The following is a 26,861-nucleotide window of genomic DNA, read 5'->3' as shown; positions in this document are numbered from 1 at the left end:
CCCCTCAGGGCACTTGGTCGCACACCGACGGCAGCCAGGTCTGTCCCGGCGCCGACCTCAGCGTGTCCAACGTGCTGAGCAGGGACGCGAGACGGGCGGGGTGGGCCAGGTAGTCGATGGTGGCTTCGGCGAAGGCGTCGCGGACGGTGGGCGGCATGGCGTCGGAGGCGTCGAAGCAGTGCGTGGCGGCCGGGGAGCGGAGGGTCTCGTCGAGGGTCTGACGCCAGGTGGGGCCGGTGGCGGCGGGCCGGGCCCCGGTGTCGACGGAGAAGGCGGACTCGGCGTCGGCCCAGGCGCGTTGGGCGGCCGGGGAAGACAGATAGCGGATCAGCCGCTTCGCCTGCTCGGTGGCGTGCAGGAGGGCGACCAGGTCGCCGGAGACCTCCCAGGAGTCCTTGGCGGTGGCGCCCGGGATGAGGTCGGCCGAGGGGACGTAGCGGCCGTCGGCCCGCTTCCAGGCGGCGGACCGGGTGCGGATGAAGGACGCCTGGTGTTCGAGCGTGCAGCCCCGGGGGGTGGCCGTGACCGGTGCGGAGGCCTGCGCGTAGTCCGTCTTCAGGGTGCGGCGCAGCAGCTTCTCCGACGTGCCCGCGCCCATGAGGCGGCCCCAGGTCGTCCAGGCCCGCCGCACCTCGGGCGAGCGCCAGGACAGCGCCCCGCTCGCCCACGACTGGTAGACGCGCGGCCCGAGTTGCTGGAGCAGGATGTCCTCGATCCAGTCGGTGCCCGGCCAGCCGCTGGTCGCGCCGGAGCCCATCCCCACGCACCACTGCGCCGGATCGTCCCGGGCCGCGCGGCGCTGCCCCTCGCCGGTGCCCGCCGGGTACCAGACGATGCTCTTGAGGTCGGCCTTGAGCGGAAACCAGTACACATGCCCGTCCGCGAGCGGGGTCGCCCAGGACGTGCCGAAGTCCCGCCCGGGGATCAGCCCGTCGAGCGGCTGGAGCTGCTTGTGGCCCGCGTAGTCGGCGAGTTCACCGGGCCCGGTCAGCACCACCACGTCCGGCGGCGTCCCGGCCTCGACATCGGCGCCGAGCACCTGGCTCTCGGCCGAGCTGCCCTGGTAGTCCACGTGCACGTGGTACTCGCGCTCGAAGGGTTCGATCACCGCGCGGCGCAGGTTCGCCTCGTCGGGGCCCGTCCAGTTCGCCAGCAGGGTGACGGTCGGCTCCCGGCCGACGGCCCGGACCCCCAGCACGACGGCCGCCGCCAGCAGGACGAGGCAGCTCGCCACCACGGCGACCACCCGGGTACGGCCGCGCACTCGCCCGCTCACCGGGGCCTGAACCGGTACTCGTCGATGTGCCGCCGCAGTCCCGCCTCGGCCAGTGCCATGACCAGGATGCCTCCGATCAGGATCCACCCGGCAGCCGCGGCACGCAGACCGGTGTCCGCCAGGTACGCGGCGGTCGCCCGCCCCGCGTGGTTGAGTTCCCGCCCGGACAGCGGGCGGTCGAGCAGTCGCCGGGTGTCCGTCATCCCCGCGTGCGTCCACACCGTGAACAGCAGCGTGACGGCGAGCCCGGCCGCGAGCAGCGCGCCGGCGGCGAGCAGGCCCCGGTTGTAGCGGCGCCGGAAGCGGCGGCGCAGGAACAGCTGGGTCTCCAGCAGGCAGCAGACCAGCGCGAGCGCGAGCAGCAGCGTCGCGGCCCAGCCGCACCACAGCAGCGGTCCGAAGGAGGTCTGCCGGTGCACGGCCGCGCGCCGCTGCGCCTGGAGGGCCTTCAGCCGGGGCAGTATCCCGGAGCCCGGGTCCGCCAGGACGCTCGTCGCGTAGCTGAGGTACGCCTCGCGCAACACGCTCCCGGCGGGCTGGCGTTGGGCCTGCTGCACCTCGACCACGTAGACGGTGATCAGCGCGGCCACGGTCTGGAGCGCCTGGCGTCCCGACGGTCCCCCGGCATCGTCACCGGCTACGGCGGCGACGCTCTGCGCGGCGACCGAGATCTGCTTCTGGAAGTCGCTGGTGGGGGTCGCGGCACCGGCGTCCGCCTCGGCCTGCCCGAGGGCGTACAGGGCGGTGTCGAGGGAGAGCACCGCAGGGGCGCTGGAGGTGCGCAGCGGATCGGCGTCGCCGTGCACCCCCTCGTAGGACAGGAAGAGGGAGAGCGTCAGCAGCGCGGACAGGGCGAGCAGCAGGCGGTGGCGGACGGCCAGGTCGTGGGCGGTCGTGCTGCCGCCCGCCCGCTCCCCCGGCGCCCGCCGTCCGCCCCCGTCGCCGTCGCCGATGCCGTCCGTGGCGGGTAGGCGGCCGTCGCGGACGGGGTCCGTGCCCGCGCTCATGCCGACGGTCCGTCCAGGCGGCGGCCGCACTCGCCGCCGCAGTACACGGAGTCGGCCGGGCCGAGCCAGCCGCACCCCGGGCACTCCACGAGGGCGTCGGGGTCCGGGGGGACGCCGGGGCCGGGCGGCGGTCCCGCGGCCGGGGGGCGGGGCGGGGTGGTCAGGGCGCTGGAGAGGATCAGGTGCTGCCAGTCGACGTCCTTCAGACCGGTGCGGATCCGGCCGCCGCCGGGGGTGTCCTCGATCCGGCGCAGCGCGTCGCGGAGTTGGGGGTCGCCGAGTTCATCCGCCAGGCGCAGGGCCCGGGTGAGTTCGCGGTCCGCGGTGGCGCGGCCCTCGGTGCCGCGCAGCCAGGCCCGGTAGGCGCGGGCGACGGCGGCACCGGCCTGCCGGTACAGCTCCTGCCGGCGCACCCCGGGATGCCGCCGGGAGGCGTCGAGCGGGTTGTCGGTCCAGCGCACCAGGACGGGGCGCGGGCGGGGCAGCCGTACCGGATGCCCGAAGTCGGGTACGACGACCTCCACGGCGGCCAGTTGGAGGTCCTCGCCGCGCTCCCGGCCGGTCGGGTCGGCGGCCAGCACCACCTGGAAGTGCCGTACCTCCTCGCCCCAGGCGCGGGTGATGTACTCGGTGCCGCGTCCGGCGCCGTGGGCGGGCGGCAGTTCCTGTTCGCCGGGGACGACCTGTTTGACCTGGCGGACGACGGTGCCGGGGGTGGGGGTGAGCCTGATCCGCAGCTCGGGCACCGCCGTGCCGAGCAGGCCGGTCACCAACTCCTCGTAGGCGGCCGTCAGTTCGGCCTCCTCGCGGACGGCTCCGGCGCGGCCGTGCAGCCGTCGGGTGATGCGCAGCAGCAGTTCGGCGTCCCAGTCGTCGCCGATGCCCCAGGCGTCGCAGACGAAGCGGCCCTCGCAGGCGTCCAGCGCGGTCTCCAGGGTCATGGCGGCCCGGTGGTCGTGCTCGTTGCGGCCGTCGGTGAGCAGCAGGACGTGCTTGACCGGTGCGGGGTGGTCCTTCAGCAGCCGGCGCGCGAGGTCGAGCCAGGTGCCGATGGCCGTACCGCCGTCGGCGTCGAGGATGCGTACGGCCCGTACGGCGGCGGCGCGTTCGCCCGGCCCCGCGACGGCGAGCCCCGGGTGGTCGGGGCCTGGGTGCACGACGGAGGCGTGGAAGTCGCCGGAGAGCACGGCGAAGGCGGTCCCCTCGGGCAGCAGCCGGACGGCGGCCGCGGTGGCGTCCTTGGCCGCGTGCAGCTTGGCGGGCGGGAAGAGCATGGAGCGGGAGGTGTCCACGATCAGCACCTCGGCGAGCGCGGGCCCGCCGCCCGGCGTCCGTGCCCCGGCGAGGGCGGCGCCGCCGTGGCCGCGCACACCGATCTCCAGGATGGCGTGCATCTCCCGTTCCGCGCCCTCGCCCTGGGCGTACGGCTCGGCGGGCAGGTCCTTCTCCTGGCCGACCTCCAGGGTCACCTCGATCGGTTCGGCCACGGTCATCGGGGTCTCTCCGCGGGAGTCATGGGCGTCCTCAGAAGGTGGTCAACGGCCGTACGGAGTGGGCCAGATCGAGCAGTCGGCCGTGTTCCGGGGCGGTGCGGGCCTGGGCGGCCAGCTGACGGAAGGAGTGTTCGAGCAGGATGCGCAGGCCGCGCTCGTCGCCGGGCCCCAGGAGGCTCCCGGACGGCCAGGCCGCCGCGCCGCCGCCCAGCGTGTTCTCCCGGACCTCGGCGACCAGCCGGGCCCGGGACTCGCCGTCCTCGGCGCCGCCGTCCAGGCGCAGTTCGGGCAGCCGCCGGGCCGCGTCGGCCAGGTCGGCGGGGGTGGGCGGCAGTCCGCCGATGACACCGGCGCGGATACGGACGGCGGCGACCCGGGCGGCGTCGTGGTGGCGCGAGGTGGCCGGTACGCCGTCCAGGACGCGCACGGCGGCATCCCGGTCGCCACCGGCCAGATGGCCGCGGGCGAGCCCGAAGGCGGCGGCGGTGTGCGCGCTGTCCCGTTTCCACACGGCCTCGTAGAAGCGCATGGCGCGTGCGGTGCGGGCGCCGTGCTCGGCGCGGTGGCCGAGGGCGAGCTTGGGCACGTACTCGCCGGGCAGCGCCCGGTACACGGCCTCGAACCGGGCACCGGCCGGCCCGACCTCGCCCTTGCCGAGGTGCAGGACGCCCCGGTGCCAGGCGATCCGCCAGTCATGGGCGGCGGCGCGCTCGCCGAGCTGGGTCTCGGCCTCGGTGAGCCAGTCGGCGGCCGCGTCCCGGTCGCCGCCCCTGAGATAGGCGCGGCACAGCCACAGCGCGGTCTCCGGGGTGCCGAGGCGGGAGTCGCGGGGCCACTGCCGGGCCACCTGGTCGGGGGCGTCGGGCGAGAAGGTGTCCAGGACCAGGGCGGCGCCGTCGGCGGGATCGGGGACCGGTTCCGGCAGGGCACCGGCGACCTCGGCGGGCGACGGCGGGGACACGTCCAGCTCGGCCGGGCGCGCGCCGGTGCGGGCGGTCCAGTGGTCCAGGGCGGGGATCGCGCCGAGCCCGGCGTCGAGGCTGGCACCGGTGGCACGGAACCGGGTGGAGCTCTCGGGCAGTTGCTCCCCGAACTGGAGCGAGCGGAACTCCCGCAGGACCTCCCAGAGTTGGCGGGACATCTCGGCGGCCGACCGGAACCGGGCCCGGGGTTCGGGGTGCGTGGCGCGATCGACGAGGCGCCGAAAGGAGTCGTGCGCGAGCCCGCGGGCCGGTTCGGTGCCGCGGGCCAGCGCCTGGAGGGTCATGCCGACGGTGTAGAGGTCGCTGTCGACGTGCCAGCCGCGCCGTTCGATCTCCGCCTTCGGCGGCGCGAACGTCGCCGTGTACACATACGCGGACGCGCGGTCGCCGAGCGCGCGGACCGCGCCGAGGTCGATGACCTTCACGGCCCGCCCGAAGTGGATCACGTTGGCGGGCTTCATGTCGCAGTAGAGCAGGCCCCGTTCGTGCATGTACTCCAGCGCGCCGAGGATCTTGCAGCCGTAGCTGAGGACGTGGTCGAGGCGGGGGCGGCCGTGGAAGACGCGCTCGATGTCGTCGGCGTCGAAGAGCTGTTGCAGGGACCGGCCGCCGATGTAGTCCATGACCAGATAGCCGGTGGACGTCCCGCCCGGCGGCCGGTGATCGGCGTACGTGATGATCCGCACGATGTCCGGGTGGTGCAGTTCGGTGAGGGAACGGCGCTCCTCGACGGCGGTACGGCGGGCGAGGGCGCCGCCCGCGTCGATCTGGCTCTTGAGGACGACGCGGTGGCCCTCGGCGCGGGTGTCCTCGGCGAGATGGATCCAGCCGAGGCCGCCGCGCGCCAGGCAGCCGAGGACCCGGTAGTGCCCGGCGACCAGGTCGCCCCGGGCCAGTTGGGGCAGGAAGGAGTACGGCGTGCCGCAGCGGGGGCAGCGGCCGGTGGCGCGGGCGGGCTGACCGCCGTACCCCACCCCGATGAGCATGCCGCAGCCGTCCGTGCCGCAGCGGCGGCCCTCGGTGGGCGGGCGCGGGTCCTCGACCAGCAGGACGTCGTCGGGTTCGGGCACCTCGGGCAGGACGACCAGTGCGTGCTGGTCGAGTTCGCCGACGCCGGCGACGGCGTGCACGGTCGGCGGTCCCGGGCTCTCCTCGACCACGGCGGGCGGCGGCGCGGCCGGGGCGCCGAGCGGTGCGCTGCGCGGCTCGATGTGCCGGTGCCCGCAGGTGTCGCAGTAGCCGGTCCCCATGATGCGGCCCGCGCATCCGGGGCGGACGCAGGAGGTGGTCATGAGCCGCGCTCCGCTCGGGGGTCGGTGGCGCTACGGCGGGGAGGCGGGGGTGGTCGGGGGTGCGGGCGTGTTCGGGGGGTGGGGCGGGGGGCTCAGGGGGACGGGCCGGGGGCCCTGGCGGATCGGCGGGGGACGCGCCCCCAAAGCCCCCGTCGCGCGGGCTCTCGCCGCCCGGACCCCGGTCGTTGTCACCGGAGTCGACCGCGCCGCACGGCACCGCGTCGTCCTTCTCCCCTGCCGGGCCCCTCGCCCCGGCAGGCCCTCTCGCCCCGGCCGCCTGCGAGCAGAACCCGATGAACCGGTCCGCGGCGGCCTCCGCCCGCTCGATGTCGCAGGGTGTCTGCCGCAGCAGGAGGAGCGCGGCCTCGTAGAGCCGGTAGGCCTCCAGCACCCGGTCGCCCTGTTCCTCGGCGCGGCGGCGGCACAGCGGCCACTGGGCGGTGACCCGGCCGCGGAGTTCCGTCCAGCGGCGCAGCCGGGCGTCGAGCAGGCCGAGGGCCGCTTCCAGGCGCCGGGCGCGGCGTTCGGCGGCGTCCTCGAAGGTGAACAGCAGGTCGGCGCGCCGGGGTTCGCGGTCCTGTTCCGAGCTGTGGGCGATCCAGGCGCGCAAGATCAGGCTGCGGCCGACGGCGGCCTCGGCCTGGTCCAGCAGCGGCTCGGCGCCGGGCCCGGCGGTCACCCGGTCCCGGCGGGCGTCCAGCGCGGGCCCCAACTCATCCACGATGCGGTCGAGTTGGGCGGAGAGGTGGGACCAGCGCTCGCGCAGCGGCCGGTGCACCAGGGACTCGGCGGCCTGGGCGGCCCGGCCGCCCCGGCCGCGATGGACCAGCAGCAGCCTGGCCCCGTGCCGGGCGAGCCGGTCCAACAGGGCAAGCAGGGCGTCGGGGTCGGCGCTCCGGTCGACGCCGACGAGGACGGCGGCGAGCGGGACGCGCAGGGTGGTGAGCCGTTCGGGCCGGGGGTCGTCGCGGATACCGAGGCGCTCGGCGATGCGGTCCATGACCTGCCCGGCCGTCAACTGCCGTACGTCCAGGGCGAGATCGTGCGCACCGGCCGGGGGCACGGTCTCGGGCGGGTCGTGGCTGAAGGCGCTGGTGTTGCGCTGGGTGCGCAGTTCGCGGTCGGCGAGGGTGACGGCCCGCTCCAGGGTGAAGGCGCGGTCGCCGCGGGCCGGTACGACGGTGACGAGCACCGGCCAGCCCTCGCCCCGGAACCATCCGGCGAGTTCGGTGGCGAAGGGCACGTCGAGGCGCCCGGCGCCGCTCGGTGCCCGGCTGCGCAGCCGGGGGTCGACCGCGGAGGCGCCGTCGGTCCAGGCGGCGGCCTGCGGGAGATGGCTGAGGATGGTCTCGGTGGGGCTCATCTGGCTGAAGGCGGAGACCTGCCCCTCGTCCACGCTGAGCACGATCCCGATCACCTGGTCGGTGGCGTGGTCGACGACTCCGCCGCCGCTGAACCCGGGGGCGGCCAGCTCGCCGGGGGTGAGCGGGCGCAGCTGCACCCGGCTGTCCCGGCCGCGGGCGGCGACCAGGGTGGCGCCGTGCCAGCGGCCGCCGTCGTCGCCAGCCGGGAAGCCGTACATGCTCACCGGTCCGTGCGGCGAGGCCAACCGGTAGAGGCGGGTGGTGTGTTCGGCGGGCAGGGGTTCCGCGAGGCGCAGCAGGGCGAGGTCGCCGCTGCGGTCGCCGAACGCGTCCTCCTGCTCCGGTACGTGTTCGTCCGGGCGGACGGTCGCGGTGACCGCACCCTGTCCGGGCACGCCGACGAGCCGTACGGCGTACCGCGTGCCCGGGGCGACGACATGGCCCGCGGTGAGCACCCGGTCGGGGGCGAGCAGCACCCCGGCACCGAGCACCTCGCCGTCCGGTGCCTCGATGCGGGCGATCCATGTCGGCGTGCGTAAGCGGGACTTGACGGCTCGCTCCCCCGTGCGCGTCATGGTGCCGAGGCTACTCCCCGCACCGGCGGGGAACTACCGGTGTGCCGTGACCGCGTACGAGTCGGCGGCTCGGGCGCCGGGGAGTTTTATGTGAAGGTTCTCCCATATTCGAACAAATGAACTATAAAATATGTGTATAGTCCCGGCATGTTTCCTTCGAGCAAGAAAACCCGTACGCCGGTGTCCGCGACAGACAAGATGCGGGAACGGCGCCGCGGGTTCCGTCCGGCGACGCTCGTCTCGGCCGCCGTCGGCATGGCGCTGGCGCTGACCGGCTGCGCGCAGGTCGACACCACCTCGCCGAGCGACGCGCGCAAGGAGGCGGCGCAGGGGGCGCCGGCGAGCTTCGGCGGCGGCGTCGACTGCCGCAAGGCCAAGTGCATCGCGCTGACCTTCGACGCGGGCCCCAGCGAGAACTCCCCCAGACTGCTGGACATCCTGAAGGAGAAGAAGGTCCACGCGACGTTCTTCCTGCTCGGCAAGCGGCACATCGAGAAGTACCCGCAGCTGGTCAAGCGCATGTCGGACGAGGGTCACGAGGTGGCAAGCCACACCTGGGACCACAAGATCCTCACGGACATATCCGACGACCAGGTGCGCGAGGAGTTGCGGCGGCCGAACGACGCGATCAAGCGGATCACCGGGCGCAAGCCCACGCTGATGCGCCCGCCGCAGGGCCGTACGGACGCCAACATCCACGACATCTGCAAGGAGTTGGGGCTCGCGGAGGTCCTGTGGAGCGTCACCGCCAAGGACTACGCGACGACCGACTCGGCGCTCATCACCAAGCGCGTCCTCGACCAGGCCGACCGGGACGGGATCATCCTGCTGCACGACATCTACTCCGGCACCGTGCCCGCCGTACCGGGCATCATCGACGCCCTCAAGAAGCGCGGGTACACCTTCGTGACGGTCCCCCAGCTCCTCGCCCCGGGCAGGGCCGAGCCGGGCAAGGTCTACCGGCCCTGAGCCCCGCGAAATGGGCCGACCGGGTGAGCCGGGGCCGAACTCCCGGGCGCGCGCGGGTCATTGCCTACGATCGGCACGTGCCGACCTTCTCCCTCACCCGGACCGTGCCGCTCCCGCTGGACGAGGCGTGGCGCCGGATCACCGAGTGGCCCCGCCACACCGTCGCCGTGCCGCTGACCCGGATCAGGGTGCTCACCCCCGGCCCGACCCAGGTGGGCACCCGCTTCACGGCGCGCACGGGCGTCGGGCCGCTCGCCCTGGACGACACCATGGAGGTGACCGTCTGGCGCCCGCCCGCGGGCGACGAGGGCGGGATGTGCCGGCTGGAGAAGCGGGGCCGGGTCGTCCTCGGCTGGGCGCGGATCGAGGTCGTGCCGGGCCCCGGGGGCCGCAGCCGGGTGGTGTGGCAGGAGGAGCTGCGGGTGCGTTTCCTGCCCCGGGCGTTCGACGGCGTGGTCACGCGCATGGCCCGCGTCGTGTTCGGGCGCGGAGTGAACCGGCTGCTCAGGCGGGCGTGAGCGCCGGACGTCAGGCTCCTCGGCCCGGGGTGATCAGGCCCGTCTCATAGGCGAGGACGACGGCTTGGACGCGGTCGCGCAGGTCCAGCTTCGACAGGATGCGGCCGACGTGGCTCTTGACCGTGGTGTGGCTCAGGAAGAGCCGGGAGGCGAGTTCGGCGTTGCTGAGACCGGTCGCGAGCAGTCGCAGCACCTCCAGTTCGCGCGGGGTCAGGCCGGACAGGTCGCGGTGGGGGGCGAGGGTCCGGGGTTCCTCGGGACGGGCGAAGCGCTCGATCAGCCGACGGGTGATCGAGGGCGCGAGGAGCGCGTCACCGGCGCGCACCAGGCGGAGCGCGGCGACCAGGTGTTCGGGGGTGACGCTCTTGAGCAGGAAGCCGCTGGCGCCGGCCGTGAGCGCGGCGTAGACGTAGTGGTCGAGGTCGTACGTGGTGAGGATGACGACCCGGGTCTCCTGCGGGCCGTCGCCGTCGAGGATGAGCCGGGTGGCCTCGATGCCGTCCGTGCCGGGCATCCGGATGTCCATGAGGACGATGTCGGGCCGTGTGGCACGCACCGCGGCGACGGCCTCGGCCCCGTCGGCCGCCTCGGCCGTCACCTCGATGCCGTCCGCGGCCAGGATCATCCTGAAGCCGGTGCGTACGAGGGCCTGGTCGTCCGCGATGACGGCGCGCAGCGCCGGCCGGTCCGCCGTCATCGCGCGCTCCTCGGGATGCGGGCCGTGACCCGGTAGCCGCCGGCCGGTGTCGAGCCGGTCGTCAACTCGCCCCGGTAGACGGCCAGTCGCTCGCGCAGTCCCAGGTGGCCGCGGCCGCTGCCGCTGCCGCGCACCGCCGGGGAGCCGTCCGTGCCCCTGGTGTCCCTGCCCCTGGTGTCCCTGCCTCCGGTCTCCGTGCCCCCGGTGTCCGTGCCCCCCGTGTCCGTGATCTCGATCTCCAGGCCGTCGTCGGTGTGGCCGACGCGGACGTACGCCTGCGCGCCGGGCGCGTGTTTGATCGTGTTGGTGAGCGCCTCCTGCACCACGCGGTACGCCGCGAGGTCCACCCCCGGTGGCAGCGGTCGCGGCGGCAGCGAGAGGTCGAGGTCCACGGGTGTCCCGGCGGCGCGTACCCGGGCGACCAGCGCGTCGAGCCGCGCGAGGCCGGGCTGGGGCTCCAGGCCGTCGGGCCGTTCATAGTCCGGGGCCGTCAGCAGGCCCATCACATGGCGCAGTTCGGCCATGGCCGCCCGGCCGCCCGCCTCGACGGCGAGCAGGGCCTCCTTGGACTGCTCGGGCGCCATGTCCATCACCTTGCGGGCCGCGCCCGCTTGGATCACCATCACGCTCACATTGTGGCTCACCACGTCGTGCAGTTCGGCGGCGATCCGGGCGCGCTCCTCCGCCACGGCCCGCCGCTCGGCCGCCTCCTGAGCCGCCTTCAGCTCGGTGATCCGGTCCCGGCTCGCGGTCAGCCGCAGCTGGAGCAGGCGGACGAGGCTGGCCAGCATCCCGGCCACCAGCAGGACGAAGCCCGGGCTCGACCATCCGGGGACCACGGGGTCCGCGTGCCGGAAGGCGAAGCCGGACAGCAGGGCGGCGGCCACCAGGACGGCGATCGCCATGACCCGGAAACGGCTGTGCACGACGGCGCTGTAGGCGCCGACGACACAGGCCGTGACGGTGATCCAGGAGGCGGCGTCGCCGATGGCCAGGGCCGCGGCCAGCACGGTCATGAAGACGGTCAGCGCGTACCGGCGCCGCAGTGCCAGCGGCAGCGTCGACAGGACGACGAGGACCCAGGGTACGGGGGGAAGGTGCTGCGCGACGGGGGCCCGGTCCGGGCCGGGCGGCGGCGGGGCCGGCACCCCGGTCCCCACGTCGACCGTGGGCGGTGCGGTGTCCAGCGGCCCACTGCCGGGATGGCGCAGCGCGACGAACAGGGCGACGGCGGTCAGGGCGAGCGCCAGCGCCGCGTCGACGCGCACCGCCCGCCCGGTCGGCGGGGCGGCCTTCGCCTCGGGGCGCAGCGCGTCGACCAGCTTGTGCCACCGGCCGCGCGGGGCTTCCGTCTCCATCCGCACATTGTGGTGTGCTCGGCGCCCCGCCCACGTCCACCCGCACGACCAGGGGGTTGTCCCCGAGGACTACTCCTTGAGGAGGGCTGCCCGAGGGGCCCCGCCGCAGGAAGGCCTCGATGTCGGCTGTGCGGCCGACGCGCGCCGCGGGCCCCCGCTTCTAGGTTCGCTGGGCCGGCAACGACATGTGTCTCCCGCGACCGCAAGGACGGACAAGCCGTATGAGCCAAGTGATCGAACTCGAGGGCGTGGCGAAGCGCTACGACGGCGCCGGTGCCCCGGCGCTCGGACCGCTCACGCTCGGTGTCGCCGAGGGCGAGGCCCTCGCCGTGACGGGCCCCTCCGGCAGCGGCAAGTCCACGCTGCTGAACCTCGTCGCCGGGCTGGACAGGCCGACGGACGGCACCGTGACCGTGGCCGGGCGGCGGATCGACCGCTTGAGCGAGCACTCCCTCGCCAGGTTCCGCCGCGCGCACATCGGCATCGTCTTCCAGTTCTTCCATCTCCTCGACGACCTCACCGTCGCCGACAACATCCAGTTGCCGGCCCAGCTGGCCGGGGGCGGCCGACGCGCCACCGCGGCCCGCGCCGATGAGCTCATGGAGCGGCTGGGCATCCAGAGGCATGCCCGCGCCCACCCGGGCCGGCTGTCCGGAGGGGAGCGCCAACGCGTCGGTATCGCACGGGCGTTGATCAACCGGCCCGCGCTGCTGCTCGCCGACGAACCCACCGGCGCGCTCGACACCGCCTCGGGCCACGATGTCCGCGATCTGCTGGACGACCTGCACCGCGGCGGCCAGACCATCGTGCTGGTGACCCATGACCCGGCGCTGGCGCAGGCATGCGCGAGCCGCACGATCCACCTGGTCGACGGGCGCCTCGCCCTCGACACGCCCGCGCGGGCCGCCCGATGAGCCGGTCCGGGAATCGCGCGCTGGGCCGGGTCGTCCGCTCCGGGGTGGGGCGGCGGCGCACCCGGACCGTGGTCGTCGCCGTGGCCACGATGATGGCCGTGGCCTCGGCCGTCGTCGCCGGGTCGCTGATGGCCGCCTCGGCCGCGCCCTTCGACCACGCCTTCGCCCGGCAGCGGGGCGCGCATCTCACCGCCGAGTTCGATCCGGCGAGGACGAGTGCGGCAGGGCTGGCGCGGACCGGGAAGCTGACCGGCGTCACCGCCGCCGCGGGACCGTACCCGGCCCTCACGCTGCGCCCGGTGGACCGCGCGGGTTTCCCGCTGCCGGCGCTGACCCTGGTCGGGCGGCCGGCCGCGAACGCGGACGTGGACCGCGTGGAGCTGAGGTCCGGCCGGTGGGCGCGCGAGCCGGGCGAGATCGTGCTCAGCGCGTCGTTCGAGGGGCCGGGCGTCGAGCTCGGCTCCGCCCTCAGGGCCTCGGACTCGGCGGACGCCCCGGCCCTCTCGGTCGTCGGCTTCGCCGTGTCGGTGGGCAGGACCGCCGACGCCTGGGCGAGTCCGGCGCAGGTCGACGCGCTGGCGTCGCGGGGCGGTCGCCTCACGAGCCAGATGCTCTACCGCTTCGGCTCCGCGGCCACCGCGGGGCAGATCCGCGCCGACCGGGCGAAGCTCGCCGCGGCCGTGGGTCCGGGGGCGCTGCTGGGTACGCAGTCCTGGCTGGACACCAGGCGCGCCGCGAACCAGGGCGCGGCGGCGACGATCCCGTTCGTGCTGGCCTTCGGTGTGCTCGGCCTCGTGCTGTCGGTGGTCATCGTCGGCAGCGTGGTCAGTGGTGCGGTCGGCACCGGTCTGCGCAGGATCGGTGTCCTCAAGGCCGTCGGCTTCACTCCGCGCGAGGTCGTCCGCGCCTACGTGGCCCAGGCGATGATTCCGGCCGGCGCCGGGATCGCCCTGGGGGTCCTGCTGGGCGACCTCCTGGCCGGGCCGCTGCTCGCGGACACGGCGTCGGTGTACGGCACGGCCTCGCTCTCGGTGGCCTGGTGGGTGGACGTGGCGGTGCCGGCCGCCGCCCTGCTCGTGGTGGGGCTCGCGGCACTGGTTCCCGCGCGACGGGCCGGGAGGCTCCGTACGGTGGAGGCCCTCGCGGTGGGCCGGGCGCCGCGCGCGGGGCGCGGGCGGCGGGTACACCGGGTGCTGCGGCGGCTGCCGCTGCCACGGCCCGTGACCTATGGTCTCGCCACCCCCTTCACCCATCCCGTCCGTGCGCTGGCGATGCTGCTCGCCGTGGCGTTCGGCACGGTCGCGGCGACCTTCGCGGTGGGGCTGACCTCGTCCCTGAGCGCGGTCGGCGCGGCGCAGGATCCGGAGAGCCGGGCCGCGGTCACGGTCACGACGGCCGGGCCGGGCGATGCCGCCGCCCCGCCGCCGCCCGCCGTGGGCGGAGGGGGCCCCGCCGCCGCCCGCCGTGGGCGGCGGGGCGGTCCCGTCTCCCGTAAGCGGCGGCGCGAGCCGGACGTCCAGGGCGGGGGCGGCCGACCCGGGGCGGGTGCGGTCCGCCATCAGGTCGCGGCCCGGCCTGAAGTCGTACTACGGGAAGCTACGGACCGAGGTCCTGGTCGCCGGGGTCTCCGGCCCGGTCCGGGCCGATCTGTACCAGGGCGACGCGCGCGACGGCGGCTACGAGCTGCTCTCCGGCCACTGGCTCACCGGCAAGGGGCAGGTCGTGGTGCCCACCCGGTTCCTGGAACGCACCAGTACCCGGATCGGTGACAGGGTGCGGACGACCTACCGGAACCGGAGCGTCGATCTGCGGATCGTGGGCGAGTCCTTCGACACCTCGGGCGACGGGATGCGGATCCACGCGGACATGGCCGACTTCCCGGCGGCCGAGCCCAGTTCCTTCTTCCTCGAACTGGAGCCGGGCGTTTCGGCGGACGAGTACGCCCGCGGGCTCGCGGCGGTGGTGCGTCCGCTGGGCGGCGACGCGACGACCGTCTCCCCGGCGGAGCACAAGGGGGTCCTCCTCGTCATGGACGCCATCGCGGTGCTGCTCACCCTCATGCTTGTCTGCGTCGCCGGACTCGGTGTACTCGACTCCGTCGTCCTGGACACCCGGGAACGCGTCCATGAGCTGGGCGTCTGCAAGGCGATCGGTATGACACCGCGGCAGACCGTCGGCCTGGTGCTCGCCTCGGTGACCGCGGTCGGCGCGAGCGGCGCGCTGCTGGGGGTGCCGGCGGGCTGGGCGCTGCACCGCCTCGTCGTCCCGGTCATGGGGCACGCGGTCGGCACCCGTATGCCACCGCCGGTCCTGGAGGTGTACACGCCGGTCCAGTTGCTCCTGCTGGGGCTGGGCGGGGTCACGCTCGCGATACTGGGCGCGCTGGTCCCGGCCGGCTGGGCGGCCCGGACCCGTACGGCGATCGCACTGCGCACCGAGTGACGTCGGGCGGTTGGCCCGCCGAAGGCCTTGACCGGGGCGGGAGTTCAGTCCTTGCGGCCCGTCACCGCCACGGTCACGCCCAGGCCGATCATCGCCAGTCCGCCGACGCCGCCGACCGCGGACAGCCGGCGGGGCGAGCGGGCGAACCAGTCGCGGGCGGCGGAGGCGACGAGGCCCCAGACGCTGTCCGAGACCAGCGCGATGACATTGAAGACCAGGCCGAGCAGCAGCATCTGGAGGGGCACGTGCCCCTGGGCGCGGTCCACGAACTGGGGCAGTACGGCGGCGAAGAACACCATCGTCTTGGGGTTCGCCACACCGACCGCGAAGCCCTCGCCGAGGGTACGCAGACCACCTCGCCGCGGGGGGCCGGACCGAGCGAACGCGGCCCGCAGCGAACCGCGTTGCCGCCATGCCTTGACGCCGAGGTGGACCAGGTAGGCGGCGCCCGCGAGCTTGAGCGCGGTGAAGAGCGGGACCGAGCGTTCCACCACCGGTCCGATGCCGAGGGCCACGGCGGCGACGAGGACGTACGCGCCGAGGGTGTTCCCGGCGACCGTGGTCAGCGCGGCCCGACGACCGTGCGCGAGGGCCCGCCCGACGACGAAGAGCACGCTCGGACCGGGTATCACGATCAGCACAAGGGCCAACACCGAGAAGGCGACCAGCCGGTCGAGGGAGACCATGCCCTCATGGAACACAGGGCCCGGGACGGACGGCAATCGCTTTTCGGGGGGCAGCACCCGAAGGCCCGGGGCGGTCGGGGGCCGGGCGGCACACGGCAGCTCAGGTTTCGCAGGGGCCGAGCAGCACACGGCGACCCCGGGCTCTCGGGGCCGGACGACGCGCGGGGGCCCGGTCTCCCGAAGACCGGGGGACACACCGGGGGCCGGGGCTTCGCCGTGCCGAGCGGCACACGGCAGTTCAGGATTCACGGGGACCGAGCGGCATACGGCGACCCGGATTCCTCGGAGCCGGGCGACACGCGAAGGCCCGGATTCCGCAGGGGCCGAGCGGCGTGCGGTGGCCGGGGTCTCACCAGGCCGAGCGGCGTGCGGCGGCCGGGATTTCACCGGGTCAAGCGACACACGGCAGCCGGGGGTTTCACCGGACCAAGCGGCACGCGGCAGCCCGCGTCTCTCAGGAACCGGAGGCGCGCGAGGGCCCGGGGCTCTCGGGGCGGGCGGGGCTTGGGGCGCGGCAGGCCGGGGGCGGCACGCGCGGGCTCGGGTGTCAGGAGGGCCCGGCAGTTCGCGGTGGACCGGCGGTTCGCGGTGGGCCAGGTTTCAGGGGCCGGGCCGGGCGGGCGATATGGGTGGGGTCATGCCACCGAGTCGATGCGGGGGTGGGGTGTCGGGTCGTGGTGGATCGGGGTGTGGCCGCCGGTCAGGGTGGTGCCGGTGCCGCCGCGGCGGGTGGCGATGATCTCTGCGGCGATCGACAGGGCCGTCTCCTCGGGCGTACGGGCGCCGAGGTCCAGGCCGATCGGGGACCGCAGGCGGGCCAACTCGCGCTCGGTGAGGCCGACTTCGCGCAGGCGGCGGGCGCGGTCGAGGTGGGTGCGGCGGGAGCCCATCGCGCCGACGTAGGCGACCGGGAGGCGCAGCGCCACCTTCAGGAGCGGTACGTCGAACTTGGCGTCATGGGTGAGGACGCACAGGACGGTACGGCCGTCGGTCCCGGTGCGCTCCAGATAGGTGTGGGGCCACTCGACCACGATCTCGTCGGCCTCCGGGAAGCGGGTGCGGGTGGCGAAGACCGGGCGGGCGTCGCACACGGTGACGTGGTAGCCGAGGAACTTGCCGACCCGGACCAGGGCCGAGGCGAAGTCGATCGCGCCGAAGACGATCATCCGGGGCGGGGGCACGGAGGACTCCACCAGGACGGTGACCGGCGCCCCGCAGCGCGCGCCCCGGGCGCCGATCTCCAGGGTCCCGGTGCGGCCCCCGTCCAGAAGGGCGCGGGCCTCGGCGGCGACGGTGCGGTCCAGCTCGGGGTGGGCGCCGTAACCGCCGTCGTACGAGCCGTCGGGCCGCACGAGCAGGGCGCGGCCGGGGAGGCCGGCCGGGCCCGCCACGATCCGGGCGAGCGGGCCCGCAACGATCCGGGCGAGCGCCGCCGCCCGGCCACCGGCGGCGGCGGCCAGCGTGGCCGCGATCACCGGCCGGGCGGGGTCGTCCGCCCGGACCGGAGTCACCAGGATGTCGATGACGCCGCCGCAGGTCAGGCCGACCGCGAAGGCGTCCTCGTCGCTGTACCCGAAGCGTTCGAGGACGGTCTCGCCGTCCTTCAGCGCCTGTCGGCACAGCTCGTACACCGCGCCCTCCACACAACCGCCGGAGACCGAGCCGATGGCGGTGCCGTCGGCGTCCACCGCGAGCGCGGCGCCGGGCTGCCGGGGCGCGCTGCCGCCGACCGCCACGACGGTGGCGACCGCGAAGTCACGCCCCTGGCCGACCCAACGGTTCAACTCCTCGGCGATGTCCAGCATCTGTCGGTCTCCTCAAAGGGTGGTTGCCGGTGAAGGGCGTGGCGCTAGTGGACGCCGAGCCAGCTCTCGACGGGGTGCAGCGCGAAGTACACGAGGAAGATGACCGTCAGGCCCCACATGAACGCGCCGATCTCGCGCGCCCTGCCCTGCGCCACCTTGATGGCCGTGTAGGAGATGACTCCCGCCGCGACCCCCGTGGTGATCGTGTACGTGAACGGCATCAGGACGACGGTCAGGAAGACCGGGATCGCCGTGGCCCGGTCGCCCCAGTCCACGTGCCGCGCGTTCATCAGCATCATCGCGCCGATGACCACCAGCGCCGCGGAGGCCACCTCCTGCGGGACGATCGCGGTCACCGGGGTGAAGAACAGGCAGGCCGCGAAGAGCAGTCCGGTCACCGCGGAGGCGAGTCCCGTGCGGGCGCCCTCGCCGACGCCGGTCGCCGACTCGATGAAGACCGTCTGGCCGGAGCCGCCGGTCAGTCCGCCGATCGCACCGCCCGCCCCGTCGATGAACAGCGCCTTGGACAGGCCCGGCATCCGCCCCTTGTCGTCGGCAAGCCCGGCCTCCGTGCCGACGCCGATGATGGTGGCCATCGCGTCGAAGAACCCGGCCAGCACCAGGGTGAAGACGATCACCGCGATGGTCATCCCGCCGACCTTGTCCCAGCCGCCGAAGCCGATGTGCCCGAAGAGCGAGAAGTCCGGCATCGAGACGGCGCCGCCGTGCAGTTCGGGCGCGCCGGACGCCCACTGGCGGGGGTCGATGACGCCGAGCCCGTTGAGGACGGCGGCGGCGACCGTGCCGGAGACGATGCCGATGAGGATGGCGCCGGGGATGTTGCGGGCCTGGAGCATGAAGATCAGCAGCAGGGTCCCGGCGAAGAGCAGCACCGGCCAGCCGGTGAGCTGGCCCGCGGGACCGAGGCTCAGCGGGGTGCCCTTGCCCTGGTGCACGAAGCCGGACTTGTAGAAGCCGATGAGGGCGATGAACAGGCCGATGCCCATGGTGATGCCGTGCTTGAGCGCGAGCGGGATCGCGTTCATGATCATCTCGCGCAGGCCGGTGACGACCAGCAGCATGATGACGACGCCGTAGAGCACGCACATGCCCATCGCCTGCGGCCAGGTCATGTTGGGCACGACCTGCGCGGACAGCACCCCGGAGACCGAGAGGCCGGCGGCGAGCGCGAGGGGCACCTTGCCGACGAAGCCCATCAGCAGGGTGGTGAGGGCCGCGGCGAACGCGGTCGCGGTGATCAGGGCCTTCTGGCCGAGGGTGTCGCCCTGGACGTCCTTGCCGGACAGGATCAGGGGGTTGAGGAGGAGGATGTAGGCCATCGCCATGAAGGTGGTGAGCCCGCCGCGCACCTCACGCGCGACCGTGGATCCTCTCCGGGATATGTGGAAGTACCGGTCGAGCCAGGACCGGCCGGCCGGGACGCGGCTGCCGTCACCGGCGTCCTCGGCCGTGGTCCTGGGCTCCACTGATGGTTGGGTCATGGTGCCGTCTCCCAAGGTTCACAGGGGCACCCGGTCAACTCCTTTGAGCTGAACGGGATTTGGGATGTGCACATAACCCGGGGGACGGCCCGGTGTGGCACGTGTGGGTGGTGAGGGCCGGGGGTGAGCGATTGCCCGGCCCGGGGCGCCGCCGCGACCAGCCGTGCCGCCCGGGCCCATGAGGCTTGAGGAGACACGCGTGCCCGCGGCGGCGGGGCTGCTATCGGGCCGTGCCCGTCAGGTGCTCCGGGCGTACCGGCGTCCTGTCCAGCTCCAGGCCGGTCGCGTTGCGGATCGCCGCGAGGACGGCCGGGGTGGAGGACAGGGTCGGGGCCTCGCCGATGCCGCGCAGCCCGTACGGGGCGTGCTCGTCGGCGAGTTCGAGGACGTCGACCGGGATGGTCGGCGTGTCGAGGATGGTCGGGATCAGGTAGTCCGTGAAGGAGGGGTTCCTGACCTTCGCGGTCTTCGGGTCCACGATGATCTCCTCCATCACCGCGACGCCCAGGCCCTGCGTGGTGCCGCCCTGGATCTGCCCGACGACGGAGAGCGGGTTGAGCGCCTTGCCGACGTCCTGGGCGCAGGCCAGTTCGATGACCTTGACGAGGCCGAGTTCGGTGTCGACCTCGACCACGGCGCGGTGCGCGGCGAAGGAGTACTGGACATGGCCGTTGCCCTGCCCGGTGCGCAGGTCGAAGGCCTCGGTCGGCCGGTGCCGCCACTCCTCCTCCAGCTCCACCGCCTCGTCCTCCAGGACGTCCACCAGATCGGCGAGCACCTCGCCGCCGTCGGTGACGACCTTGCCGCCCTCCAGCAGGAGTTCGGCGGTGGCCCAGGCGGGGTGGTAGGAGCCGAACTTGCGCCGGCCGATGTCCAGGACCCGTTCGCGGACCAGCTCGCAGGCGTTCTTGACGGCGCCGCCGGTGACGTACGTCTGCCGGGAGGCGGAGGTCGAACCCGCCGAGCCCACCTGGGTGTCGGCGGGGTGGATGGTGACCTGGGCGACGCCGAGCTCGCTGCGGGCGATCTGGGCGTGCACGGTGACACCGCCCTGGCCGACCTCCGCCATCGCGGTGTGCACGGTGGCGACGGGCTCGCCCGCGATCACCTCCATGCGCACCCTGGCGGTGGAGTAGTCGTCGAACCCCTCGGAGAAGCCGACGTTCTTGATGCCGACCGCGTAGCCGATCCCCCGTACGACGCCCTCGCCGTGCGTGGTGTTGGACAGGCCGCCGGGCAGCTGCCGTACGTCGGCGCCCTCGCTGGACTCCCACTGGCGCTCGGGCGGCAGCGGCATCGCCTTGACGCGGCGCAGCAGTTCGGCGACCGGCGCCGGGGAGTCGACCGGCTGCCCGGTGGGCATGACCGTGCCCTGCTCCATGGCGTTGCGCTGCCTGAACTCGACGGGGTCCAGGCCGAGTTCCTTCGCCAGCTTGTCCATCTGGGCCTCGTACGCGAAGCACGCCTGGACCGCGCCGAAGCCGCGCATCGCGCCGCAGGGCGGGTTGTTGGTGTAGAGGGCGATGGCCTCGATGTCGACGTCATCCACGACGTACGGCCCGATGCTCAGCGAGGAGGCGTTGCCGACGACGGCCGGGGAGGCGGAGGCGTAGGCGCCGCCGTCCAGGACGATCCGGCACCTGACGTGGGTCAGTTTGCCGTCGCGGGTGGCGCCGTGCTCGTAGTACAGCTTGGCCGGGTGGCGGTGGACGTGTCCGAAGAAGGACTCGAAGCGGTTGTAGACGATCTTGACGGGCTTGCCGGTGCGCAGCGCCAGCAGACAGGCGTGGATCTGCATGGACAGGTCCTCGCGCCCGCCGAACGCGCCGCCGACGCCGGACAGCGTCATCCGCACCTTGCGCTCGGGCAGTCCGAGCACGGGCGCGATCTGGCGCAGGTCGGAGTGCAGCCACTGGGTGGCGATGTAGAGGTGGACGCCGCCGTCCTCCTCGGGCACCGCGAGCCCGGACTCGGGGCCGAGGAACGCCTGGTCCTGCATGCCGAAGGTGTACTCGCCCGTGACGATCACATCGGCCCGGGCGGCGGCCGCGGCGGCGTCGCCGCGCACGATGGGCTGGCGGTGCACGATGTTCGGGTGGTCGACATGCCCGATGTGGTGGTCGTCGCGGTGCTCGTGGACGAGGACGGCGTCGGGGCCGAGGGCCGACATCTCGTCGGTGATCACGGGGAGTTCGCGATACTCCACCTTGATCTTGGCGGCGGCGCGCCGGGCGGTCTCCGGGTGGTCGGCGGCGACGATCGCGACCGGCTCCCCGTGGTGGCGCACCTTGCCGTGCGCGAGGACCGGGGTGTCCTGGATCTCCAGGCCGTAGTGCTTCACCTCGGTGGGCAGGTCGTCGTACGTCATGACGGCGTAGACGCCGGGCAGGGCGAGGGCCTCGGCGGTGTCGATGGAGACGATCTCGGCGTGCGCGACGGTGGAGCGCAGGATCTGGCCCCACAGCATGTCCTCGTGCCACATGTCCGAGGAGTAGGCGAACTCGCCGGTGACCTTGAGGGTGCCGTCGGGGCGCAGGGTGGACTCGCCGATGCCGCCCTTGGTGCCCGAGCCCTGGGTGATCTTCGTGGGAATTCCGTTGGCCGGCATGTCAGACCCCCTCGGACTGGCGGGCGGCGGCCAGCCGGACCGCGTCCATGATCTTCTCGTAGCCCGTGCAGCGGCACAGGTTGCCCGACAGGGCCTCGCGGATGTCGGCGTCGGACGGGTTCGGGTGGCGCTCCAGGAGTTCGTCGGAGGCGACGAGCAGGCCCGGGGTGCAGAAGCCGCACTGGACGGCGCCCGCGTCGATGAACGCCTGCTGGATCGGGGCGAGTTCGACGCCCTCACCGGCCTGGGAGTCGGTGCCGCCCTTGGCCGCCCAGCCCTTGGCCGCGTCCAGGGGGACGCCGTCCGAGCCGCCGCAGGCGCGCTGCCGGGCGTGGTCGGCGAGGCCCTCGACGGTCACCACGTCCCGGCCCTCGGCCTGTCCGGCCGCGACCAGACAGGAGCACACCGGCACGCCGTCGAGCCGTACCGTGCAGGAGCCGCACTCGCCCTGTTCGCAGGCGTTCTTGGAGCCGGGCAGGCCGAGCCGCTCGCGCAGCACGTAGAGCAGGGACTCGCCCTCCCAGACGTCGTCGGCCTCCTGCGGGCGTCCGTTGACGGTGAAGTTGACGCGCATCACGCAGCTCCCTCGGTGTGGCGGGTGCCGCGGTACGACTCCCAGGTCCAGGTCAGGGTCCGGCGGGCCATGACGCCGACCGCGTGCCTGCGGTAGCTCGCGGTGCCCCGGACGTCGTCGATCGGATTGCAGGCGGCGGCGCACAGGTCCGCGAACTGCTTGGCGACGGCGGGGGTGATGATCTTCCCGTTGTCCCAGAAGCCGCCCTCCGCGAGCGCCGCGTTCAGGAACTCCTCGGCGGCCTTGGCGCGCACCGGTGTGGGCGCGGCCGAGCCGATGCCGGTGCGCACGGTACGGGTCCCCGGGTGCAGGGCGAGGCCGAAGGCGCACACGGCGATGACCATGGCGTTGCGGGTGCCCACCTTGGAGTACTGCTGGGGGCCGTCCGCCTTGTTCACATGGACGGCGCGGATCAGCTCGTCCGGCTGGAGCGCGTTGCGCTTGACGCCGGTGTAGAAGTCGTCGATCGGGATCATCCGGGTGCCGCGTGCCGCCGACGCCACCTCGACCTCGGCGCCCGCGGCGAGGAGGGCGGGGTGGGCGTCACCGGCGGGCGAGGCCGTGCCGAGGTTGCCGCCGACGCCGCCGCGGTTGCGGATCTGCGGGGAGGCGACCGTGTGCGAGGCGAGCGCGAGGCCCGGCAACTCGGCACGGAGCTGTTCCATGATCGTGCTGTAGGGCACGGAGGCGCCCAGCCGCACGGAGTCCTCGCCGGTCTCCCATTCGTAGAGATCGCCGATGCGGTTGAGGTCGAGCAGGTACTCGGGCCTGCGGTGGTCGAAGTTGATCTCGACCATCACATCGGTGCCACCCGCGATCGGCACAGCGGTGGGATGCTCGGCCTTCGCGGCGAGCGCCTCCTCCCAGCTGGCGGGGCGAAGGAAGTCCATGACCGGCTCTCTTCTTCGTCTCGTGGTTCTGCGGATTTGAGCCAATCCGTGTGCGGCGGGCCCGGCTCGTTCCTGTCGTGTTGACGTGGAGTGGAGTCAGTACACCGCCGGGTACTCCGACAGGGTCAGTCACTGAAACCATGAAGGAGTTCGCTGGCCAGGGGAAGCATCTTGTAGATTCGTATGAACGGAGGACATCGGTAACCTCTCCGTTTTCCCGGGGAAACGGTCACTCCCCCGTCACCCTCCGAAGATCCATCGTAGGTTTCGAGACACAGAAACGGCGGCAACTGAGATGCGGCTGCGCGCACTGCTGGACACCGACGCGCTGGGCCTGCTGCTGCTCGGCGGCGAGGACGAGCTGGACCGCTCGGTGCGCGGTGTGATGACGACCGACCTGCGGGACCCGAGCCGCTACCTCGCCGGCGGGGAGCTGGTGCTGACGGGCCTGGCCTGGCGGCGCGACGAGGCGGACTCCGAACCCTTCGTGCGCCTGCTGGTGCAGGCCCAGGTGGCGGCCCTCGCGGCGGGCACCGCCGAGCTGGGCGGGGTGCCGGAGGACCTGATCGCGGCCTGCGCCAAGCACCGGCTGCCGCTGCTCGCGGTGGACGAGTCGGTGGCCTTCGCGACGGTCACCGAGCATGTCGTACGACAGGTGTCCGGCGAGCGCGCCGGGGACCTGGCCGCCGTGGTGGACCGGCACCGCAGGATGATGACCTCGGGCCCGGCGGGCGGCGGCCCCGATGTGGTGCTCGACCTGCTCGGCAGCGATCTCGACCTGCGCGCCTGGGTGCTCTCCCCCACCGGCCGGCTGATCGCCGGTTCCAAGGTGGCGGGCCCCGAGCTGCCCGCCGGTACCTGCGCCCGGCTGGCCGCCGAGCAGCTGGCCGCCACCCGCACCGGCCGCCGCGGCCCGCACCGGGTCCAGCTGGACGGTACGACGTACTCGCTCTTCCCGATCCGCTCCTCGGGACGTACCCCGGGCGCCGCGCGCGATGTGCGCGAGACGGTGCTGTCGGACTGGCTGCTGGCCGTCGAGGCCGACGCGAGCGACTGGGACGGGCAGCGGATGGATCTGCTCCAGGGCGTCACGCAGCTGATCGCCGTGGAGCGCGACCGCCGGGAGGCGGCCCGTACGGTACGGCGGCGGCTCGCCCAGGAGGTCCTGGAGCTGGTGCAGACCGGTGCCGCGCCCGCGGAGATCGCGGCCCGGCTGCGGGTGGCCGCGCCGGTGCTGCTGCCCGGTCTCGGCGCGGCCCCGCACTGGCAGGTCGTGGTGGCCCGGGTGGAGTGGGACGGCGAGGAGATCGAGGGCGGCCCGGTGGCCCAGTCGCTGCTGGAGGAGGTGCTGGTCGACCCGTCGGCGACCGGCCCCGAGCCCGCCGACCGGATCGCCGTGGCGCACACCGGGGACGAGGCGGTGGCGCTGGTGCCGCTGCCCGCCGTACCGGCCGTCGCCGCGGACCGGGAGGGCGCGGAGACCGGGCTGCTCGCCGACGCGCTGCTCCAGGTGGTGCGTGAGCCGCTGTCGGCGGGCCTGGACGGCGACGGGCGGCTCACGCTCGGCGTCAGCGCGGCCGTGCACTCCGCGGAGGGCCTGCGCGGCGCCCTGGAGGAGGCGCGGCACGCCCGCCGGGTGGCGGCGGCCCGGCCGGGGCGGGTCTGCGCGGCCGGGCACCAGGAGCTGGCCAGCCATGTGCTGCTGCTCCCGTTCGTGCCGGACGATGTGCGCCGCGCCTTCACGGCCCGGCTGCTCGACCCGCTGACGGACTACGACCGCCGGCACCGCGCGGAGCTGATACCGACCCTGGAGGCGTTCCTCGACTGCGACGGCTCCTGGACCCGCTGCGCCACCCGGCTGCACCTGCACGTCAACACGCTGCGCTACCGCGTCGGGCGGATCGAGCAGTTGACGGGACGGGACCTGTCGCGCCTGGAGGACAAGCTCGATTTCTTCCTGGCACTGCGGATGAGCTGAGCCGGACGGGGCGAAGCGGACGAACCGGGTCCGCGCCCCGCCCCCACGACTTTGTGAAATCTTTCACCCACCCCCTTGGCCAGGCGTGGCGATCGATGCTGGAATGCCGCCACCACTCAACAGCCCGATGGCGTGCCTGGGGAGGTCAACGTGGCGTATACCGCCATGTCTGGGAACGGAACGACCGCCGGTGACGATCCTCTCCAGACCGCGGTATGGCGGTTGCGCTCGCGGGCCTGCTGGGCCGACGCCGCGGCCCTGCTGCCACCGGACACGCCGGGCGCGGCGCTGCAACGGGCGCTGCTGCTCGTGGAGCGCTGCCTGTACACGGAGGGCGGCTGGGCGGACGCGGAGGACGCGCTGCGTACGGCGGAGGCGCTCGCGCACACCGACGAGGAGCGGGGCGCCGCCGCCTGCGAGCGCGGGCAGCTCGCGTACGCCGCGACGCTGCACGGCATCCGGGACCGGGTGGACGAGGCGCGGGCCGCGCTCGGGCGGGCGGCGGCGCTGATCCCGCCGGGGGCGGCGGGGCGGGCGCTGCTGGACTTCCGGCGGGGGCTGCTCGCGGAGAACCTGTCCCGCTCCCCGCAGGCGGCGCGCGCCGCGTACCGCCGGGCGCACGCGGGCGCGACCGCGCACGCCGATCCGCTGCTGCTGTCGTTCACCTGGCGCCATCTCGCCGGACTCGCCCTGCGGGACGGGGAGTTGGCGGAGGCGCGGCACGGGTTCGCCGAGTCCCTGCGGATCCGGGAGGAACTGGGCTACCTCGTGGGTACGGCGCCCGCGCTGGTGTCCCTGGCCGACACGGAGGACGAACCGGCGGCGACCCGGCTGCGGGACGAGGCGCGGCGGCTGTTCCGCCTCCTGGGGGGCGTGCCGACCTGGCTGGCGGCGCAGCTCGCGCCCCCGGCGGCGGGGCCTGCCACGGCGTGAGCGGGGGGCGTGCGGGGCGCGGGGTGCTCAGGCCGCGCCCGCGAAGTGCTCCGCCACCAGTTCCCGTACCACCTCGAGGTCCCGGACCACCAGCGCCTCCAGCAGCGAGACATGTTCCGCCGCGTCCGCGACGAGGTCCGCGCGGGCGTGCCGGACGGGGCCCCCGACCAGGGGCCACTGGGCGCGGCGGTGGAGGTCGCAGGCGATGCGGACCAGTTCGTCATTGCCGGAGAAGGCCAGCATCGCGCGGTGGAAGGCGCGGTCGGACTCGGCGTACGTCGCGGGGCAGCCGGACGCCGCCGCCCGGACCGTGTCCTGCGCGAGCGGCCGCAGCTCGGCCCAGCGCGCGGCCGGGACCGTACGGGCCAGCCGCAGCATCACTGGGACCTCCAGCAGCTCCCGCACCTCCGCCAGCTCGGCCAGCTCCCGCGCGCCCCGCTCGACGACCCGGAACCCGCGGTTGGGGACCACCTCGACGGCGCCCTCCAGGGCCAGCTGCTGCATCGCCTCGCGCACGGGCGTCGCCGAGACCCCGAAGCGGTCCCCGAGCACCGGCGCCGAGTACACCTCGCCCGGCTTCAGCTCGCCCGCGACCAGTGCCGTGCGCAGCGCCTCCAGGATCTGCCCGCGCACCGAGGCCCGCTGGATCACGGGCCGCTCGCCCTCGGGCCTGCGCGGGCCCGGAACCAGTCCCTCACTGTGCGTGTACGCCGCCGCGGAGCCCTGCACGCCCTGCCTCACGGGGTCCTCCTGGCGGCTTGTCGGTACTTGGGGTCATTAACGACGGGTTGTCGGTTGTTCGTCAAGCACCCTAGACGTACCGAGCGGTACGTCAAACTCGATCGAGGTCGACCGAAGGCGATCAAGGGGCGTTCGGGGGGCGATCGGGCCCTCGCGGTCCACTAAGATCAACTCGAATCGGGCCGCCGCGTACGGACAGGTGATTCACCACTTCCTCACCGCTCGCAGGAACTTTCCGTTGAACCATCCGTACGGG

The 26,861-nt window shown here is 74.0% G+C and carries 20 protein-coding genes and 1 pseudogene; 7 read left to right on the top strand and 14 right to left on the bottom strand.

Annotated features, from left to right (window positions below; all coding sequences use genetic code 11):
- Positions 1-4: 4 nt before the first annotated feature.
- The 5 genes and pseudogenes from ACLF5H_RS01055 to ACLF5H_RS01035 form a co-directional block, all read right to left on the bottom strand.
- Entirely contained in the window at positions 5-1,276 is a 1,272-nt protein-coding gene (locus ACLF5H_RS01055; RefSeq protein WP_421674165.1) for an ABC transporter substrate-binding protein, read from the bottom strand.
- Positions 1,273-2,283: a hypothetical protein gene (locus tag ACLF5H_RS01050; protein ID WP_421674164.1), complete on the bottom strand. Its 1,011-nt coding sequence runs from the start codon at positions 2,281-2,283 to the stop codon at positions 1,273-1,275. Before ACLF5H_RS01050 ends, ACLF5H_RS01055 begins: the two co-directional genes overlap by 4 nt.
- Positions 2,280-3,776, bottom strand: coding sequence for a VWA domain-containing protein (locus ACLF5H_RS01045; protein WP_421674163.1), 1,497 nt, complete (start codon positions 3,774-3,776; stop codon positions 2,280-2,282). Before ACLF5H_RS01045 ends, ACLF5H_RS01050 begins: the two co-directional genes overlap by 4 nt.
- Positions 3,777-3,807: 31 nt before the next feature.
- Positions 3,808-6,051 (bottom strand): tetratricopeptide repeat protein, encoded by a 2,244-nt coding sequence (locus tag ACLF5H_RS01040; RefSeq protein ID WP_421674162.1) that lies wholly within the window; start codon positions 6,049-6,051, stop codon positions 3,808-3,810.
- A gap of 1,453 nt (positions 6,052-7,504) precedes the next feature.
- A pseudogene (locus ACLF5H_RS01035) lies at positions 7,505-7,990 on the bottom strand (trypsin-like serine peptidase); the annotation flags it as partial.
- A 198-nt stretch (positions 7,991-8,188) separates the two neighbouring features.
- On the opposite strand from ACLF5H_RS01035, the gene ACLF5H_RS01030 reads away from it, so the two are divergent.
- Both ACLF5H_RS01030 and ACLF5H_RS01025 read left to right on the top strand, forming a co-directional pair.
- Entirely contained in the window at positions 8,189-8,959 is a 771-nt protein-coding gene (locus tag ACLF5H_RS01030) for a polysaccharide deacetylase family protein (protein WP_421674221.1), read from the top strand.
- A 77-nt stretch (positions 8,960-9,036) separates the two neighbouring features.
- Positions 9,037-9,477 carry an SRPBCC family protein gene (locus tag ACLF5H_RS01025; RefSeq protein WP_421674161.1) on the top strand — a complete coding sequence of 147 codons (441 nt, stop codon included), beginning with the start codon at positions 9,037-9,039 and terminating at the stop codon, positions 9,475-9,477.
- A gap of 10 nt (positions 9,478-9,487) precedes the next feature.
- Here the strand turns inward: ACLF5H_RS01025 and ACLF5H_RS01020 are convergent, their stop codons facing one another.
- Together ACLF5H_RS01020 and ACLF5H_RS01015 are read right to left on the bottom strand one after the other, a co-directional pair.
- Positions 9,488-10,174 (bottom strand): response regulator, encoded by a 687-nt coding sequence (locus ACLF5H_RS01020; protein WP_421674160.1) that lies wholly within the window; start codon positions 10,172-10,174, stop codon positions 9,488-9,490.
- Complete coding sequence (locus tag ACLF5H_RS01015) at positions 10,171-11,532, bottom strand: sensor histidine kinase (protein WP_421674159.1); 1,362 nt, start codon at positions 11,530-11,532, stop codon at positions 10,171-10,173. Before ACLF5H_RS01015 ends, ACLF5H_RS01020 begins: the two co-directional genes overlap by 4 nt.
- A gap of 221 nt (positions 11,533-11,753) precedes the next feature.
- Between ACLF5H_RS01015 and ACLF5H_RS01010 the strand changes: the two genes are divergently transcribed.
- From ACLF5H_RS01010 to ACLF5H_RS01000, 3 genes are read left to right on the top strand one after another with little or no spacing between them, the layout of a single operon-like run.
- The gene (locus ACLF5H_RS01010) at positions 11,754-12,446 is read left to right on the top strand and encodes an ABC transporter ATP-binding protein (RefSeq protein WP_421674158.1); all 693 of its coding nucleotides are present in this window, start codon (positions 11,754-11,756) and stop codon (positions 12,444-12,446) included.
- Positions 12,443-14,215 carry an ABC transporter permease gene (locus ACLF5H_RS01005; RefSeq protein ID WP_421674157.1) on the top strand — a complete coding sequence of 591 codons (1,773 nt, stop codon included), beginning with the start codon at positions 12,443-12,445 and terminating at the stop codon, positions 14,213-14,215. Before ACLF5H_RS01010 ends, ACLF5H_RS01005 begins: the two co-directional genes overlap by 4 nt.
- Positions 14,169-14,888, top strand: coding sequence for an ABC transporter permease (locus ACLF5H_RS01000; RefSeq protein ID WP_421674156.1), 720 nt, complete (start codon positions 14,169-14,171; stop codon positions 14,886-14,888). The genes ACLF5H_RS01005 and ACLF5H_RS01000 overlap by 47 nt, the downstream gene beginning before the upstream one ends.
- Positions 14,889-14,932: 44 nt before the next feature.
- On the opposite strand, the gene ACLF5H_RS00995 is transcribed toward ACLF5H_RS01000, so the two are convergent.
- From ACLF5H_RS00995 to ACLF5H_RS00970, 6 genes are all read right to left on the bottom strand, one after another.
- The gene (locus tag ACLF5H_RS00995) at positions 14,933-15,574 is read right to left on the bottom strand and encodes a LysE family translocator (protein WP_421674155.1); all 642 of its coding nucleotides are present in this window, start codon (positions 15,572-15,574) and stop codon (positions 14,933-14,935) included.
- 635 nt (positions 15,575-16,209) lie between these two features.
- Positions 16,210-17,379: an XdhC family protein gene (locus tag ACLF5H_RS00990; protein ID WP_421674154.1), complete on the bottom strand. Its 1,170-nt coding sequence runs from the start codon at positions 17,377-17,379 to the stop codon at positions 16,210-16,212.
- Positions 17,380-17,423: 44 nt separating this feature from the next.
- A complete protein-coding gene (locus ACLF5H_RS00985; protein ID WP_421674153.1) occupies positions 17,424-18,881 on the bottom strand; it encodes an NCS2 family permease in 1,458 nt (485 codons plus the stop codon).
- Positions 18,882-19,101: 220 nt separating this feature from the next.
- Complete coding sequence (locus tag ACLF5H_RS00980; protein WP_421674152.1) at positions 19,102-21,489, bottom strand: xanthine dehydrogenase family protein molybdopterin-binding subunit; 2,388 nt, start codon at positions 21,487-21,489, stop codon at positions 19,102-19,104.
- 1 nt (position 21,490) lies between these two features.
- Positions 21,491-22,063: a (2Fe-2S)-binding protein gene (locus ACLF5H_RS00975; RefSeq protein ID WP_421674151.1), complete on the bottom strand. Its 573-nt coding sequence runs from the start codon at positions 22,061-22,063 to the stop codon at positions 21,491-21,493.
- Positions 22,063-22,953 (bottom strand): FAD binding domain-containing protein, encoded by an 891-nt coding sequence (locus ACLF5H_RS00970; RefSeq protein ID WP_421674150.1) that lies wholly within the window; start codon positions 22,951-22,953, stop codon positions 22,063-22,065. Before ACLF5H_RS00970 ends, ACLF5H_RS00975 begins: the two co-directional genes overlap by 1 nt.
- A gap of 295 nt (positions 22,954-23,248) precedes the next feature.
- Here ACLF5H_RS00970 and ACLF5H_RS00965 point away from each other — a divergent pair, with 295 nt between their 5' ends.
- Together ACLF5H_RS00965 and ACLF5H_RS00960 are read left to right on the top strand one after the other, a co-directional pair.
- Complete coding sequence (locus ACLF5H_RS00965; protein WP_421674149.1) at positions 23,249-24,931, top strand: PucR family transcriptional regulator; 1,683 nt, start codon at positions 23,249-23,251, stop codon at positions 24,929-24,931.
- Positions 24,932-25,096: 165 nt separating this feature from the next.
- Entirely contained in the window at positions 25,097-25,864 is a 768-nt protein-coding gene (locus ACLF5H_RS00960) for a hypothetical protein (protein ID WP_421674148.1), read from the top strand.
- A 27-nt stretch (positions 25,865-25,891) separates the two neighbouring features.
- Here ACLF5H_RS00960 and ACLF5H_RS00955 read toward each other — a convergent pair whose 3' ends face one another.
- Complete coding sequence (locus ACLF5H_RS00955; protein WP_421674147.1) at positions 25,892-26,605, bottom strand: GntR family transcriptional regulator; 714 nt, start codon at positions 26,603-26,605, stop codon at positions 25,892-25,894.
- Positions 26,606-26,861: the final 256 nt, after the last annotated feature.

The organism is Streptomyces sp. LaBMicrA B280 (assembly GCF_049222185.1).
GTDB lineage: Bacteria > Actinomycetota > Actinomycetes > Streptomycetales > Streptomycetaceae > Streptomyces > Streptomyces murinus.
The sequence above is the reverse complement of the archived record's forward strand: the minus strand, read 5'-3'. Positions and strand labels throughout refer to the sequence as shown.